This is a genomic window from Dactylosporangium maewongense (genome assembly GCF_039531485.1).
Lineage (GTDB): Bacteria > Actinomycetota > Actinomycetes > Mycobacteriales > Micromonosporaceae > Dactylosporangium > Dactylosporangium maewongense.
The window spans coordinates 215657-230173 of record NZ_BAAAQD010000013.1 but is presented as its reverse complement, the minus strand read 5'-3'; the positions used below and the strand labels follow the sequence as shown (position 1 = coordinate 230173).

At 67.8% G+C, this 14517-nt stretch carries 15 protein-coding genes; 9 read left to right on the top strand and 6 right to left on the bottom strand.

Annotated features, from left to right (window positions below):
• Positions 1–5: 5 nt before the first annotated feature.
• From ABD332_RS31255 to ABD332_RS31240, 4 genes are all read left to right on the top strand, one after another.
• Positions 6–1244 (top strand): MFS transporter, encoded by a 1239-nt coding sequence (locus ABD332_RS31255; protein WP_344505924.1) that lies wholly within the window; start codon positions 6–8, stop codon positions 1242–1244.
• 172 nt (positions 1245–1416) lie between these two features.
• Positions 1417–1647 carry a hypothetical protein gene (locus ABD332_RS31250; RefSeq protein ID WP_344505923.1) on the top strand — a complete coding sequence of 77 codons (231 nt, stop codon included), beginning with the start codon at positions 1417–1419 and terminating at the stop codon, positions 1645–1647.
• A gap of 320 nt (positions 1648–1967) precedes the next feature.
• Positions 1968–2129 (top strand): hypothetical protein, encoded by a 162-nt coding sequence (locus tag ABD332_RS31245; protein WP_344505922.1) that lies wholly within the window; start codon positions 1968–1970, stop codon positions 2127–2129.
• Positions 2130–2357: 228 nt separating this feature from the next.
• Positions 2358–3104, top strand: a complete 747-nt coding sequence (locus ABD332_RS31240) for a transglutaminase domain-containing protein (RefSeq protein ID WP_344505921.1) — start codon at positions 2358–2360, stop codon at positions 3102–3104.
• Positions 3105–3536: 432 nt separating this feature from the next.
• On the opposite strand, the gene ABD332_RS31235 is transcribed toward ABD332_RS31240, so the two are convergent.
• Both ABD332_RS31235 and ABD332_RS31230 read right to left on the bottom strand, forming a co-directional pair.
• The gene (locus ABD332_RS31235; protein WP_344505920.1) at positions 3537–4070 is read right to left on the bottom strand and encodes a hypothetical protein; all 534 of its coding nucleotides are present in this window, start codon (positions 4068–4070) and stop codon (positions 3537–3539) included.
• Positions 4071–4333: 263 nt separating this feature from the next.
• Entirely contained in the window at positions 4334–4825 is a 492-nt protein-coding gene (locus ABD332_RS31230; RefSeq protein ID WP_344505919.1) for a hypothetical protein, read from the bottom strand.
• 346 nt (positions 4826–5171) lie between these two features.
• On the opposite strand from ABD332_RS31230, the gene ABD332_RS31225 reads away from it, so the two are divergent.
• On the top strand, positions 5172–5975 hold the full coding sequence (locus ABD332_RS31225; RefSeq protein WP_344505918.1) for a hypothetical protein: 804 nt from the start codon (positions 5172–5174) through the stop codon (positions 5973–5975).
• Positions 5976–5987: 12 nt separating this feature from the next.
• Here ABD332_RS31225 and ABD332_RS31220 read toward each other — a convergent pair whose 3' ends face one another.
• The 3 genes from ABD332_RS31220 to ABD332_RS31210 form a co-directional block, all read right to left on the bottom strand.
• Positions 5988–6185, bottom strand: coding sequence for a hypothetical protein (locus ABD332_RS31220; RefSeq protein WP_344505917.1), 198 nt, complete (start codon positions 6183–6185; stop codon positions 5988–5990).
• A 652-nt stretch (positions 6186–6837) separates the two neighbouring features.
• The gene (locus ABD332_RS31215) at positions 6838–7698 is read right to left on the bottom strand and encodes a phosphotransferase enzyme family protein (RefSeq protein ID WP_344505916.1); all 861 of its coding nucleotides are present in this window, start codon (positions 7696–7698) and stop codon (positions 6838–6840) included.
• Positions 7699–8050: 352 nt separating this feature from the next.
• Complete coding sequence (locus ABD332_RS31210) at positions 8051–9214, bottom strand: hypothetical protein (protein WP_344505915.1); 1164 nt, start codon at positions 9212–9214, stop codon at positions 8051–8053.
• Here ABD332_RS31210 and ABD332_RS31205 point away from each other — a divergent pair.
• Positions 9164–9958 carry a class I SAM-dependent methyltransferase gene (locus tag ABD332_RS31205; RefSeq protein WP_344505914.1) on the top strand — a complete coding sequence of 265 codons (795 nt, stop codon included), beginning with the start codon at positions 9164–9166 and terminating at the stop codon, positions 9956–9958. The two genes, ABD332_RS31210 and ABD332_RS31205, sit on opposite strands and share 51 nt — an antisense overlap.
• Before the next feature lie 142 nt (positions 9959–10100).
• Here ABD332_RS31205 and ABD332_RS31200 read toward each other — a convergent pair whose 3' ends face one another.
• A complete protein-coding gene (locus ABD332_RS31200) occupies positions 10101–11627 on the bottom strand; it encodes a M28 family metallopeptidase (protein WP_344505913.1) in 1527 nt (508 codons plus the stop codon).
• Positions 11628–11956: 329 nt separating this feature from the next.
• Between ABD332_RS31200 and ABD332_RS31195 the strand changes: the two genes are divergently transcribed.
• From ABD332_RS31195 to ABD332_RS31185, 3 genes are all read left to right on the top strand, one after another.
• The gene (locus ABD332_RS31195) at positions 11957–12433 is read left to right on the top strand and encodes a hypothetical protein (RefSeq protein ID WP_344505912.1); all 477 of its coding nucleotides are present in this window, start codon (positions 11957–11959) and stop codon (positions 12431–12433) included.
• A 231-nt stretch (positions 12434–12664) separates the two neighbouring features.
• Positions 12665–13477: a hypothetical protein gene (locus tag ABD332_RS31190; RefSeq protein ID WP_344505911.1), complete on the top strand. Its 813-nt coding sequence runs from the start codon at positions 12665–12667 to the stop codon at positions 13475–13477.
• Positions 13478–13762: 285 nt separating this feature from the next.
• Positions 13763–14368 carry a hypothetical protein gene (locus ABD332_RS31185; protein WP_344505910.1) on the top strand — a complete coding sequence of 202 codons (606 nt, stop codon included), beginning with the start codon at positions 13763–13765 and terminating at the stop codon, positions 14366–14368.
• Positions 14369–14517: the final 149 nt, after the last annotated feature.

The window sequence follows — 14517 nt, the reverse complement described above, 5'->3', positions numbered from 1 at the left end:
ACGTCATGAGTCCGCAGACCGCGTCGGCCAGCCGCAGACGTACCAACCTGGCACTGCTCCTGCTGTTCCTGGGAACGTTCACGATGGGCAGCGCCGAGCTGGTCGTCGTCGGCGTGCTCCAGCCGGTCGCCACAGACCTCGGCGTGTCGACGAGCACCGCGGGATACCTCGTCACCGCCTATGCGCTCGGCCTGTCCCTCGGAGGGCCGATCCTGACCGCGCTCACCATCAAGCTCGCCCGCCGGCCGCTGCTCTGGGCGACGCTGGCCGGGTGGCTGCTGCTCAACCTGGTCGCGGTCGTCACGGCCGACTTCGCCACGTTCGTCGTCGTGCGGGCGGTGACCGGCGCGCTGCAGGGCCTCTTCGTCGGCCTCGCCTTCACCGCCGGCATCAGCATGGTCCCGGCGGAGCGGATCGGCCGGGCGTTCTCCGCCGTCATCGGCGGGTTCGCGGTCTCCACCGCGCTCGGCGTGCCGATCGGCACACTGATCGGCGAGGTCAGCAGCTGGGAAGGCGCGTACCTCGCGATCATCGGGCTCGGCGTGCTGGTCCTCGCCGCCATGACGCTGGCCATCCCGCCGGTTCCCAGCGGCGGCGCGGGCAACGCCTGGACCCAGGCCCGGCACGCGTTCGCGCCGCGGGTGCTCGCCCTCCTCGGGCTGTGCGTGCTGCTGTTCGCCGGACCGTACGCCACCCTGACGTACATCACCCCGTTCCTCGACCAGGTCACCGGCATCTCGGGCGCCCTCATCAGCGCCTTCCTGCTGGCCTACGGCGCCGCGACCGCGATCGGCGCCTTCGGCGGCGGCCGGTTCGCCGACCGCAACGCGGCGCGGACGATTCTGGTGACCAACGTCGTCCTCGTCGCTGCCCTGGTGCTGCTGTACTTCGTGGCGGAAGTGCCGCTGCTCGTCGCCCTGGCGCTGGTCGTCTGGGGCGTCGCCGGCTTCGGCATGGTGCCGTCGCTGCAGTACCGCATCGTCGCCCTGTCCGGCCCCGGCGCCGACCTGGCGGCCACGCTGCCCGCCTCCGCCATCAACGCCGGAATCGCCCTCGGCTCCCTCATCGGCGGCTGGGCGCTGGCCACACACGGGGCCTCCGCACCGGTGATCGTGGGCATCGTGGTCTCGGCGATCGCCGCCCCGGCCTCCTGGGCGACCGGCCTGCTCCGTCCACCGGTCACCGCCCAGGCCCCCGCGCAGCCCTCCGACGATTCGCTGGACCCGTCACCGACGGCCGCCTGACCACCCAGAACGCCAGGTCTGCCGCCCCGCCCGGAGCGGCACCACCAAGATCACCACGATCGTGCCACCGTCAGCCTGGCGATGCGTCGAATCGGGTCGAGGTGACCTGGCCACGCAGGACGCCGATATGGTGATCGTGCCGCCACATCGACGCCTGACCGGGAGGCTCCTGGTGACCGTACCTCCGCCCGCGTGGGCCAACCTGATCGAGGGCCTGACGCTGCTGGCCCAGCACCCCGCCAACCCGGGCTATCCGCTGGACATCGAACACGGTCAGCTGTTCGTCCTGGCCGACGCCAAAGCGTTCACCGACGATGAGCTGTCCCGGCTGGAAACACTCGGCTTCACCGTGAACCGCGACAGCGAGTACTACGCGTTCCGCTTCGACAGCGCCGGATCGTAAGCACATGCCGCCGGCCTGGCGCGGCTGGCAGTCGTGAGTGCCGGGTGGGAGGAGGGGATCTACAGGGCCGCATCGTCGGGGTGACCTGCCTCGAAGGCAGCATTGGCCAGTCGCCCGGCGAATGCTGGTCGAGCGCGACCGGCTGGAGCCGGACGCCTGCAGCAGGTCGAACAACAACATGCCGGGCTCGCCAACAGCCGTCCATCGTCTCGCGTCGGCTGTCGATCGTCGTCAGGTCCCACCGGTCTGTGTCATCGACGGCATGGCCTTCGGAACCTGATTACGGCTTACGCTTTCGTCGGCGACCACATCAATGACGCTTGATCGCGTTTCCGCTCAAGAAGCCGATGACAGCGCACCCGACCAAAGGAAAGCGCGACCCCAACTCCGATCCTTCACTGTTCTGCCACCGTCTGGCCGCGGAGCTCCGGGGATCGAAGGCTTCGCCCGGCCGCCTGCATCCGGACGGCCTGCGCCGTTGAAGTCCGTTCCCACCGATGTGGCGCCCGGCCGTCCTCCCTGCAAACCCGACGCCGCAGTGATACGTTACGCCGAACTTGAACAAGTTCAAATCGGAGGCTTCGTCATGGTAGAACTCGATCCGAACCATGCGACATGACCGCCACTGCCCTCCTGCTGCCGCTGTGCTCAGCACTTCAGGTCGCCTTCCTCGCCGGGCCGGCCGAGAGCGGTACAACTGGCGCGATCTTGTGACCAGCCGGATGCTTACCCCCTGGTGGCAGGCTCGGACTGCGTCCGTCAACACCAGCGCCGGCAGTACCGCGGCGACGCGGATCCTCGACTGGAACAGCGTTCCTGTGCTCAAGCTGATGGCCGATCTCGAACCCGCCATCGATCCGTTGACTCGGTTGCGTTCAGCGCACGGCCTGATCGCGGCCCGGGTTCGGCCCGTCTACGCCGTCGACGATCAACAGCCGGTCTCCGAAACGTTGACTCGTCGCCGTGGATCGTGCAGCCAGCGACTCGCGGTGCTGGAAGCGGTTGCCCGGGCGATGAGGGTCGCCACCCGCTGCCGAGGGCTGTTGGTGGACGGGCGGTTCTGGTACCCGCGTTTCCCCCGGTTACGCCATCTCGTCCCCACTGAGGTGCTGCTAGCCTGGCCCGAGTTTCATCTCGACAGCCAGTGGATCTCCACGACCGAGCTGTTCGGCTCCGTCGAGCAACTCGGTGGCAGCGGGGGCGGCTTTACCAACAGCGGCGGAGAGACGCTGTTTGACGCGGTGGCGCGCACTGCCGTGGACTGGGACGGCGCAAGCAGTACACCGGGCGCCTGCTCGGCATGCGATCTGTCCGCAGCAGTCCTCGCCGACCTCGGCCACTTCGACTCCCGAGATCAACTCTTCGCCACACACGGCCAGACCATGTGCTGGGGTGCACGGACCCTCACCGCGCCAGTCCTGAACCGCTGGACAGCAGGGCACCCTCAACGAGCCTGATTCGACACGTGGCCACCGAACTGCACTTGCCGATCTCTGGTGCTGGCTTGCCCCAACATGACATCGCCGACCTGAGCGCCCACGAGCACGGGACGACTCATGATCACAACGTCGGGGCGCTGCCATCGAGATCTACAGACCTCTCAAGATTGCACATACGCTCATGCCGCTGTCCGCTCAGCTGATCGTTCCGTTTTCTTTGAACTGGGTGGGTTTCAGCTTCGCGTCTAATTCGTGGCTTCCGCGATGATGGCAGGCCATCGATTATGAAGTTGATCTGTAGGGGGACCACCTTCATACCGGGGTTCTGCGTCTTTTCCCTGCACCACAACGGTTGCGGCGTGTCGCAAATCCGGCCGGACACTCGGCTGGACTGCGTCATCCACCGTCGCGCTGAATGACTCAATGCGATCGAGGTCGTCCTGCTGTCCGTCAGCCGCGGCTAGCGTGGAGGTAAACGGTGATTGCGTCTGGTGCATCGAGGTTGAACAGCACCGATCGGTACGTGCCGTCAGTCGTGGGTTGCTGCTCCTCGATGCCGGAAACAGATACAGCGGTGTCGGGATCCCAGAGGTTGCCCCCGCCAACGTTGTGCTTCGCTGTGATGGCCCGAAGCCCCGGTGTCAGTGGGGCGGTGAACTTCCCGGCGGCGACGAAAGCGTCAAGCCCGGTGCGAGGGATGCGGAACTTCGCCGAAAGGCGGGTTTCCAGACCATTGCTGTAGGCGGCGGCGAGAAACACCGTCCCGGGAGGAAGGGTCACATGCGCCACCGCCTCCACCTGGGACGCGCTCGCCTCCGCGGGCTCGGACTGCACCGGCAGCAGGTCGATGTCGGCAGCACTCGCGACGAAGCCCGCCAGGCCACAAGAGACTAATGAGATCACAAGGCTCACGCTCGCGAGTACGAGCGCGGCTTTGCTCTGGCGGATGCGAGGCGAGGGCGCGGGGGCGGGGGCGTCGATCACCGTCGTACTGTAGCCATGCCGCGACAACGGCGAAGGCGATGTCCACCGTCAAGGCCATCGACCGCCGGGTCCGTTTACGCCGGGCACCCACACGAAGGGAGACCTTGGAAGGTCAGCTATTTGCCGGCGTTTGTCTGTCCGTCAGCCGCTGGCCACATCGACGCTCTGTTATCGACCGTTACGCGGAATGCCTCAGTGAGGCGCCGTGTACGCATTGCCGTGGCAAAGTCGTCTGGATATCGCCGAGGGTGCGGCATCGTGAGTCACCGGAGGCTCGCCCGCCCGTGCCTACGGTCAGCCTCCGGGACACCTCGGGCGCGTAGTGCGGCCGCAACCGCTCCGGCGCCGCTCGGGAACAGCCCGACCTGCACGGTATAGCCCCTACGCCCGCCGCGCGTGCGCATTAGAGGTAGCTGATCCTCCGTGTCTTGCAACCAGTTGAGCGCCGCTCGACGCGGGACGACGTGGAGGTGGGCGAAGACCGACCGACCGCGGACTGTCGCAGACTCCACGTTCGACCACGGAAGCAGGACCGCCCGGGCGTTGGTCGTACCGATCTCCAAACCGGCGGTGGACAGCCGTACCCAGTGCGGCCCGCGAATCAGCACCCCAAGCGACGTGCCGATGACGGTGATGAACATAAAGAAGAACGGCGGAAGCGTGAGGAAGTCCACGGTGCGGTCGGCCGGTCGGCCGAGCAGCATCGCCAGCCCCATGTAGAAGACCCCGCCGAACAGCCAGACGAGGACCGCCATACCGGCACAACCCGCAACGGCACGGCCCGCAGAGGTACGAAACAAGGCAGCGTCAGGCGCTAGCGGCGGCGGGATCACGGCCCCATTGTGATGCCATCGGTCCACCCAGCGGGCATTCCGGTCGGCCCCGGTTCGATTGCACAAGGAGAAGCCAGGCGTCCCGACCACAGGACGCCCTCTTGAAGCTCCGAGCGCAACGCTGGCCTTGGCGGTCGGAGGAGGCGGGTTCATCCCGACGTCGAGGCCTCGCCATCCGCCAATCACCGCACAGCTGGGTAGAGGCCGCCGGCCGTGGGTCCGATCGGCTGATCTGCCGTGTGGGCGCGCCGGGTCCTACGCTGCCGGGATGATCTCTGCGATCCTCGCCGGAACCGCTCGTTGTCCTCGCTGGGTGCTCGGCGGTGCGGTGTCCCTTGCCGGCGTGTTCGTAGGGGTGCATCTGCTGTCGGCGTCGCACAGCGGTATCAGGTCCGCGATCTCGGTGGTGCTGTCCTTGCTCGCGCTTACGGCAAATTTCCTGGCGTCGGTCGCGGTGAGCCGGTGGCGGCCGGCGGCGTTCACGGTGGATGCCGCGGCGTCCGCATTTCGTACCCTGCCCCAGCCGGGCCATGTCTACCAGGCCGTCGGCATGGCGTTCTTCAGCGCGACCTTCATCACCATCACCGTCAACATGCACACCGAGCTGCGCGGCTGGCCGTCCCCGGACCGGGCCGAGCAGTTCATGGCCGCCACGATGGTCGTCCTTGCCGTCTTGCTCGTCGTGTTGAGCGTCGTTTTCATCACCGCGGCATGGCAGGGCATCGGTGTGCGGTTAGGGCCGGACGGTCTGCAGGACCGGAGCGTGCTTGGCACGCTCGCCGTCCCGTGGGACGCCTTGACGACGGCCTCGCTGCCAGCCATCACCCCATCGGCGCTGTTCCTGCAGCTCACGTACGCCAGGCCTGATCTCATCCGCGTCGACGGCCTGCCGTTGACCCGGCGACAGATCCGTACCGACACCGTCAACGCGCTGTTTCTGGCCCACACGATGCACCACTGCCTCGTCCATCCCGAGCGTCGCCAGCGTATCGGCACGGCAGCCGGATACACCGAATTGCTGACCGCGCTGTACGGCCCGGGCCCCAATAGATTCAGCCATCCGCCGGCGTGAGCCTGAGCGGGTTCAGCGGCTGCGGGGGTGGCTCGACCGGTCCCGTAGCCAGCTGCGCGACAGGGTCGCCGCAATGGCGAACGCCGGCAGCGCGGCAAAGAGTAGATGCGGTGGGGTCACGTCGAAGATGAAGATCGCGATGAACATCGCCACCGCGAAGGCGAACCCGGTACCGAGAAGAACCCACCACACGACATCCGCTCGCTTCATGGCGTGAGTGTAGGTGCGAGCGACCACCACGTCCCATTGTCGCTGCTGTCTCGGCTGTTGCCGGCACGGGGCCGCAGCCTCGGCGCGATCACCGCCGGGACCGGTATCCCGAAGCCCTCACTCACTGCACCGCTATTCCACCGCGGCCGGCTGCACAGCGCACTGAGCGCTCCATGCCGCGACCCCGGCGTTGAGACGGTCGACCTCCGCTGGTGTGCCGATGTCAGAGCGATACTGGGGCTCGGCTACGCATCAGCGCCACTCGTGCCAGGCATTCCCAACATGGTCGGCCTTGGAGCGCGCAACTGATCGAGCCGGGCCGGTTTCTCGCGGGCCGCGTTCAGCGTGGCGGTTTCGGCACCAACACGTCCGGGCGTGTCGCTGCGAGAGCTTGGACGAAGGAGCGCACGCAAGGGCGGTAGTGCGCCTTGTTCGCGGCATGGGGGTTCGCCAGGCCGGGGCAAGTCGCGGCCGAGGATCCCGGATAGTTGCCGCGCAAGTGTCTAGCATGCGTCGTCGACCACATACCTCCCCGCAAGCAAGCTTGGTCGGCTGGCCGAGGCGATGGAGTCCGTCCCGACGCTGAAGCGCGGATCGACGTGATCCGGCGTCGGTCGCGCCGTAATCTCGTCGATCGGCGCATCGGGCGGCCTCAGCGGTCGCAAAATGGTCGGGCGAGCGCGAGGTCGGCGTCCACTCGGCGCAACAAGTCGAAACCCCACGTGTTGACGCCGTCCAGGTCGACCTCGTTGTAGATGCGAGCTGCAAGGTCGTGCAGCGAGCGGGCGAGCCGGGCGTACTCGAGGTGGGTGAGGTCGAGTCGCTGCGCGCCGTAGGCGTGCAGGAAGCGCACAGGGTCGGGTCCGCACAAGGCGGCGAACAGGTCGTGCTCGCGCGGTGCCAGCATCGTCTGACCCCAGTCGAGCAGCGTCGCGACGCGACCGTCGCGGTCGACGAGGACGTTGTGAGGGAACAGGTCGTGGTGGCACACGATGTGGGGCACGTCGATCGCGCGGGCCCGTTCGATCACCGCTTCGAGCCGGTCGACGTTGGCCATGACCTCGTCGCGGCGGTCGACGATCCACGGGTGGTCGCGCCGGTCGCGCAGCACCTCGATGCACCACTCGTCCATATCGGTGCGGGGTAGGACGAGGTCGGCGATCTCGTGCACGGCACGCATCGCCCGCGCGATCGCGTCGGCGTCGTTCCACGTTGCCTGGCGGCCGTCGACGAACGGGAACAGCGCGTAGCGCCGGCCATGGTGCTCGGAGGTGTACGAGCCGTCGAGCGCTCGCTGCGCCGCAGGAACGGGGATGCCCCGAGCCGCCAGCTCAGCGGTCAGCGCAAGTCCGGCGTCGCTGCCGGGCTGCTGACGCCAGAGTTTCACGAACCAGCGCCCGTCCGTGAACGCATCCGCTTCGAACCCGCCCGGGTGGGGCCGCAGCTCGCCCACCTCGACACCGAAGGCGTCGCGGACCTGAGTCGTCGTCGGCGGGGTTGCTTCGCTCCACATCGAACCAGGATGCTACCGCTGCCGAGTCCTGCCGGTCGACGTCTTCTGCGAGTATCGGCTCGAGTGGCCGTGGATCTGCACGACCAGCCCGTGCCCGCAGCGATTGCGGCCACGCACCGGCGGGCTGCACACCTCAGACGACGGCGAAACTCGCTCGGCAGTGACGAACGAAACGTCGGTGCACGCACGACTTGGGCGTACTACTACACCGGCTTCCCACTGATCCGGATCACCGACACGGAGGTCAGGCCCTTCGCGCCGGGGTCCGGTCCGTGGGGCACGGGCCGTGCTGATCCACGACGACGTGGTGATCTTCATCGGTGGGTACGGCGCGCCGCATCGGCTGGGACTGTCAGCCGTCGGCGCGGAATGCCCATCGGGCGCGGACGACACCATCCGGGTCGGCAACGATCGCTCGGGCGAGCATGGCGATGCCGTTGCTGTAGATGATCGTGGCGGCCCGGGCCCCGGACACCATGGCGCGCAGCTCGTCGTGCAGGCGGTCATCGCATACCTGCTGGTTGATCCGGCCCTGCTGGTCCTGCCAGACCATCGTGAACAGGCCGCCGGGCAGATCGCCCAGGACCGCGCCGACGTCGGAGGACAGGTCCGGCCAGACTGCCAGCATCGTTCTGGGCGCGAGCTGGTCCCGCACGGTGGCGAGGGCACCGGGGGTGAGCCGGTGAAACGCCGGCCGGTTGACGACAGCCGTCGCCTCGAGCAGCAGCGACCCGTGCGCCTCGGCCTGCGCGCCCACCTCCGTCCAAAACGCGTCATCGGCCGGCCGGCGCTCGTCGGTGTCCTCGAACTCATACGCCCACGGCGACTCCGGGATCGGCTCCACGAAGAGTCCGAGCTTCCGCGCCTCGGCCACGGCGACCGGGCACGGCACCTCGCTGCCGACGTACATGTACTGGTCGTAGCCGACGTGGACGAGGAACCGGTCGTCGAGCTCCAACCGGCACCATGCACCGTTCTCCCGCAGCATCACCCGGACCAGCTCGAGTCCGACGGCCAGGTCGATCTGCGCCCCGTCGTGAAAGCCGGCGAGGTCGGGCGGGAACAGCCCGGTGAGGCCGTCGCCCTCAACCGGTGGATCGAGCCCGAAGTTGACCCAGCCCACCACCTGCGGCTCGCGGATGGCGAGTCGGGCGATCCCGGTTTCCCGGCCGAACGCGGCGACCGCGGCGAGATAGGCAGACTCCACTGCTCCGTGATCGCTGCGCTCATAGTCGTCGTACCAGTGAGTCATCGGATCCCGCTTGGTGACCTTGTAGACGTAAGCCGGCACGCCACCATTGTGGACGAGGGCGCTCGACTCATGCCGATGAACTGGTGGGAGGTCCGGGTGCTCGGCCATTGTGTCGGTGTTGAACCGGCTGCCTTCGGTATGCGTGAAATCGGGTGTGGCCGGCCGCCTTCCGTGCCACCCTTGCCCCACGTCATCGCTGCGAAGGAGAGCCCGGTGACAGCCCAAGACCGCGTCCAGGACATCAACCAACAGGCGTGGGACCATGCCGTCGACCGTGGCGACAACCCGTACACCCACATCGTCTCCTCCGCGCGCGTGGCCGCGGCTCGACGAGGCGACTGGTCACTGACCGTCAGCGAGCAGCGGCCAGTGCCGAGACACTGGCTTGAACCACTCGCCGGGGCTCGGGTGCTCTGCCTGGCTTCGGGTGGCGGGCAACAGGCGCCGATCCTGGCCGCTGCCGGCGCCGCCGTCACCGTTGTCGACCTGTCCTCCCGCCAACTCGACCAGGACCGGTTCGTCGCCGACCGTGACGGTCTTGAGATCGCCACTGTGCAGGCCGACATGGCAGATCTGAGCGCCCTTCCCGATCAGGGCTTCGATCTGCTGATCAATCCCGTCTCGACGCTGTTCGTGCCCGACCTCACCCCGGTCTGGGCCGAGTGCCATCGCGTCCTGGTCGACGGCGGCGCCCTGATCAGCGGCTTTCTCAACCCGGACGAGTTCGTGTTCGACAGCGACGCGCTGGACGACCACGGTGTCTTCGTCGTCAAGAACCCGCTGCCGTACAGCGAGATCGACAGCCTCAGCCCCGAGGCACGCCAACGGCGGCGGCAGGAAAACGGACCGTTCCACTTCAGCCATACGATGGAAGCCCAGATAGGCGGCGTCATAGCCGCCGGCTTCACCATCGACGGGTTCTATGAGGATCGACGGACCGAGGCGGACGGCAACCCTATCCGCCACTTCATGCCCAGCGTCTTCGTGATGCGCGCCCGCAAAGTCTGAACCGCGACCGCCGCCCAGAGCGCACGCAGGACACCCTTGCGCCGCATACCCTGCTTCACTGCCCTTGGCATCCGGACTTGCCGGCGGCAGGGCGCGCCGCTGCCCCGGCGTCCAAGCCGGGGCAGCGATCGTTTCGAACCTCTCAGCGGTCGCCGGGGCGCTCGTGGCTGGTTGCGGCCTTCTTGGCGTTCGCTGCGTTCACCTTCGGCGGGAAGGCGTTCTTGGCACTCGCGAAGTACCAGACGGCGTGCACGAGCGTGTTCTTGAACTGGTACAGCGAACGTAGCGCGTTGCCGCGGAGGCTGTTGGCCTGTTGTTGTGCGAGCGCTGGGTTCGCGGCGTACGTCTCCATCGTCGAGGCGGGCGGCTGCTTTGTGACGGTCGTGTACGTGTCGCAGTCCTCGTGGTAGCACGGGTCGAGCTGCTCGCCCAGGACGCCACCGTACTTGGCGACCTGCTCGGCGGTCTTGGGTGCCTCGGCCCCGGCGAACACGCCGCCCGCCGGAATGCCGCGGTTGATGAAGCCGACGTAGTCCGAGCGGCCGTCGAACGGGATCGGCTCGCTGACCATCCCGCGCTTGGCCCAGTAGCCGGTGAGCACCCGCTCGATCAGGCCGGAACCCTCGGGTCCGGCGTTCTCGGAGCCGAACGTCGAGCCGTCGCCGTCATAGACGAGCCGCGCGAAGTTCGGCGACGAGATCATGTCGGTGTCGAGCATCATGTCCGTTCGCGCGACCTCGCGGTCGGACAGGTGGGCCGCGTAATACTGCGAGCCGACCAGGCCGTCCTCCTCGCCACCGAACCACAGGAAGCGGATCTTGTTGCGCGGCGTGCCCGCCTTGGCGAGCTGCTCGGCGAGCTCGAGCTGGAACGCCGTGCCTGACCCGTCGTCGTTGATGCCCGGACCCGCGGTCACCGAATCCAGATGGGCGCCGAGCAGCACCATGTGGTTCGCGTCCCCGCGCTTGGTCTCGGCCACCACGTTCGGATACAGCCTCTGCTCGTCGACACCGTTGGTCGCGAGGTCGACGGTCGGGTTCTGGCCCGCCTTGTACGCGTTGTAAAGCTCCTGACCGACGGCGAAGCTCGACGCCACCGCCGGCAGCGGGTAGTCGAACGGCGCCGCGCGGAACAGGGCGTTGCTGCGGGCCGCCGTGTCACCCTCGTTGAACAGGATCACCCCGATGGCGCCCGCCTGCACGGCGTTCTCCAGCTTAGAAGTGAACGAGCAGGTGCCCCGCTGGATCAGCGAGACGGCGCCGCTGGTGGCCGCGGGAAAATCCGACAGCTCACAGCCGGAGGTCGATCCGCCGGGGCTCGGGATCACGACGTCGTCGGTCGGGACGACCTTGACGTTCGTCAGCGCCTTGGTCGGCGTGTGCTCGAACGCGATGAAGTCGACCGACGGCGAGTCGTCGTCCCCGGCGCCGCCCGCGACATAGGCCCTGCCGGTCGGCGAGACCTGCCGAAGCGCGGGCGCCGCGTTTTCATGCCACTCCGGCATGTTGAACATCTCGTAGTGGACGTTGTAGCCGGCCCTTTCCAGCGTGGCCTTCACGTAGGCCGCCGACGCGGTGTAGCCGGGCGTCCGCGTGGCGCGCGTGCCACCGTTGCGGTCGGCGATGCGCTGCAGCGCCCGCTGATGATCGGTGATGCCATCCACCGTCACCAGCCGCTCCAGCCGTGACGAATCAACGTCCGGTGGCGCTGCGGCAGCCGGCGACGCGCCGACAAGCGCAACGATGATGACGGCCGCACCCACCAACCCGACCCGATGCATCTCGTCTCCCGCCTCTTACCCCTGGCAGGTCACCATCCCATAGCCAAATATCGATCACAACCCTCATCTATGTGGCGACCACCCCTGGCGGTTGCCTACGTAACCCCTCTCCGGCACCCGCGCCGTCATCGATTTGGACGCCGCGACGGTCGAGCCGCTCACGCTCGGCCGGTGCGGGGGGATACGGGTGTCGGCACCGGCGGTCGACGATGGATGTCATGGAAGCCGAGCTTCGACCCACGTACGACGCGGACCCTGACATCTACGACCGGTACGAACGGGAGGCCGACGAGTACCTGGCCTCCCATGGCCTGCGCGTCGCCGCGGAAATGCTGCCCGCGGCCCGGGCGACAATCGTCCGTGAGACCCGGCATGAGTCAGATTTCTCTGCCGGACGAGGCGGCGTGCCGGGCAACACGTCCCTGATGCGGATCTGCGCCGCGCAACTCTGGCACGGTGGCGCCGTCGAGGATGCCCTGTTGGTGTACCGGGCCCGCCGGACCAGCATGGATGCGACCGGCGCCATCGACGGGGAGCTCATGCTGGGCGCCGGCGTTCTTCCGACGCGGTGGTACCTGGTGGCCCTGGGCATCGACGAGGCCAGCGAGGCGCTCCGCTACGTCAGCAGCCTGGCGGAGGGTTACGAGGCCGGCCGCTTCGCCGCCGACCTCGACGACTACTACCGCAACAGCTGACACCGGAACACCCGTCCCGGTTGAAGGCGCGTGGGGCCGCTGGCGTGCCATGCCCCACCGGGGGTTCAAATCCCCTCCGGTCCGACATCCTCATCTCCCGCTGACCGCGCTCGTCGGCGCGCGGTCTGTTGCGACACCGAGTGACTGGGACACAGAGCCTTGTTGCTGGTCGTGTCGGATGCCACGCGCGTGGCGGCGGTCGTTGCTGCGTTCTTGGCGTACCGTGCGCCAGTGGGTTTCTTCGGGACGTTCGTGCTGGCGCGGTCCGACCGTCTCCTCGCCGCCGAGGAGGCGACGCTCGGTTTCGGGTATCAGCATGAGCATCTGTACGAGCTCGGCGGTGGATGGCAGCTGCTGGAGACTCGGGCCATCGGGGACCCACAGGACTTCGTTGCCGCCGGCGAACGGTTTGTCGCCGCCACCGGTGACGGCGTGCTCGCCGCATATGTGAACGCCGGTGACTGTATCGGCGTCCATGGGCGGACGTCCGAGGGTTGGACCACGTCGTTCTATCTGCCCGTTGACGAGGCTCCGTGCTCGTATCGGCATCGCCCTCAGGCGGCGGCGCGAACGAGGGAAGCCGTCGGCGCCGATCTTGAGCAGTGGGCCCGCAGCGCCGGGCTGACTCCTGTCCCGGAGCAGGTCCGGGCCATCGCGGCCTACGACTATCGCGGCAGTTCCGGCTGGGGCCATGAGCTGCCGTTCGAACTGCTGCCGGCGCTCGGTCTGCCCGAGGCCGCCGAACCAAGCCCAACCTTCATCGACCTTGAGCAGCCGCCCTGGTGCGCAATCGTCGGTTCCAGTGGCCTGGCACGGCAGGCGTTGGGACGCAGGATCTACCGCGACAGCCGCAAGGCAGCGGACAGCGGAGTCTTCGGCCCGGAACAAGAATGGGAACGCGCCGCAATCGCGATCGAGGCCGACATCTGGGCCGCCAGGCATCGCCCGAACGCCGACACCACGACATTGCGAGAACGCGCCGAGCGGCTTCTCGACGCCTGCCGGAACGACGAGAACGCAATGGTGTACCGCTGGCGCAGCTGAACTCCCCGCAGACGCCGACGCCGTTCCTGTCAAACGTCCCGCAGCGACGTACCGTCCGGTCGGACATCTCATCTGCGTCATGGTCCGAGGCCATCGGCTCCGGCGCCCGCAACATCACGTCAGCACGGCTCGGGAATCGAGCAATCTTGGCATCCGCTCATGCCGCGCTTGAGCGACCGCCAGGGAGGACGACGCGCTGTCGCCCGCGCGAAAGATTGAAGGTCAGGCCATGCTGTCCGCCGCTGACGGATGACAGCAGCCCTTGCCGCAACACAGAATCGACGGGTGGCCATGACGTTGCGGGCGGTCCTGGAGACCCCCTTCAGGGCACCGGATCCTGTGCCGTGGCCCGTCGCCACCCGCGAACCCGGCGCCTGGCTCACCCTCGACGGCACCTGCGGCGACCTCGAGATCGGGCTGTTCGCCGCAGTCGTCGCCGGCTACAACAACATCCCGCCCGGCAAGCTGGCCACAGCGGAACACCTGATCGCGCCGGGCGGGCTGATCCTGACGGACCCCACCACCGTGATCACCCCAGGTTGCTGCTGCGGCCTGGAGGACTGGCTCGACTGGGCCCGCGCCCTCGTCGACAACGAACCACCATGGCTCGGCCACGACCCGACACCCACAATGTCGATCGGCGACCGGATCACCGTATGGCAGGACACCGGACCACCAGAGAACCACGCCCCGATCCTGTCCGGCCCGCACATCACCCTCACCCGCGCTCACCTCGCTGACCTGCTCCAAGGTGTCCACCGCGACCTGACCGCGTTCACCACCGCGCTCGCAGCCTGGGCCGAACGGCAGACCACCAACGGCCCAGCCCTCACCGCCACAATCGACGCCGCGTTCGCGTTCACCGCGCCGCTGCCTCCCAGCGCAATCTGACACCGCGAGGGGCGGACGACTCAAGCTCTCGCACACCGGTTCATCCAAGATCACACGCTCTGATCTGCCGATGAGCGCGCACGTGACCTTGGCCGGGCTGAGATGCCTCGTTCGTCCATCGTGTGGGTATCGCGCTGCCCTGGTAACGA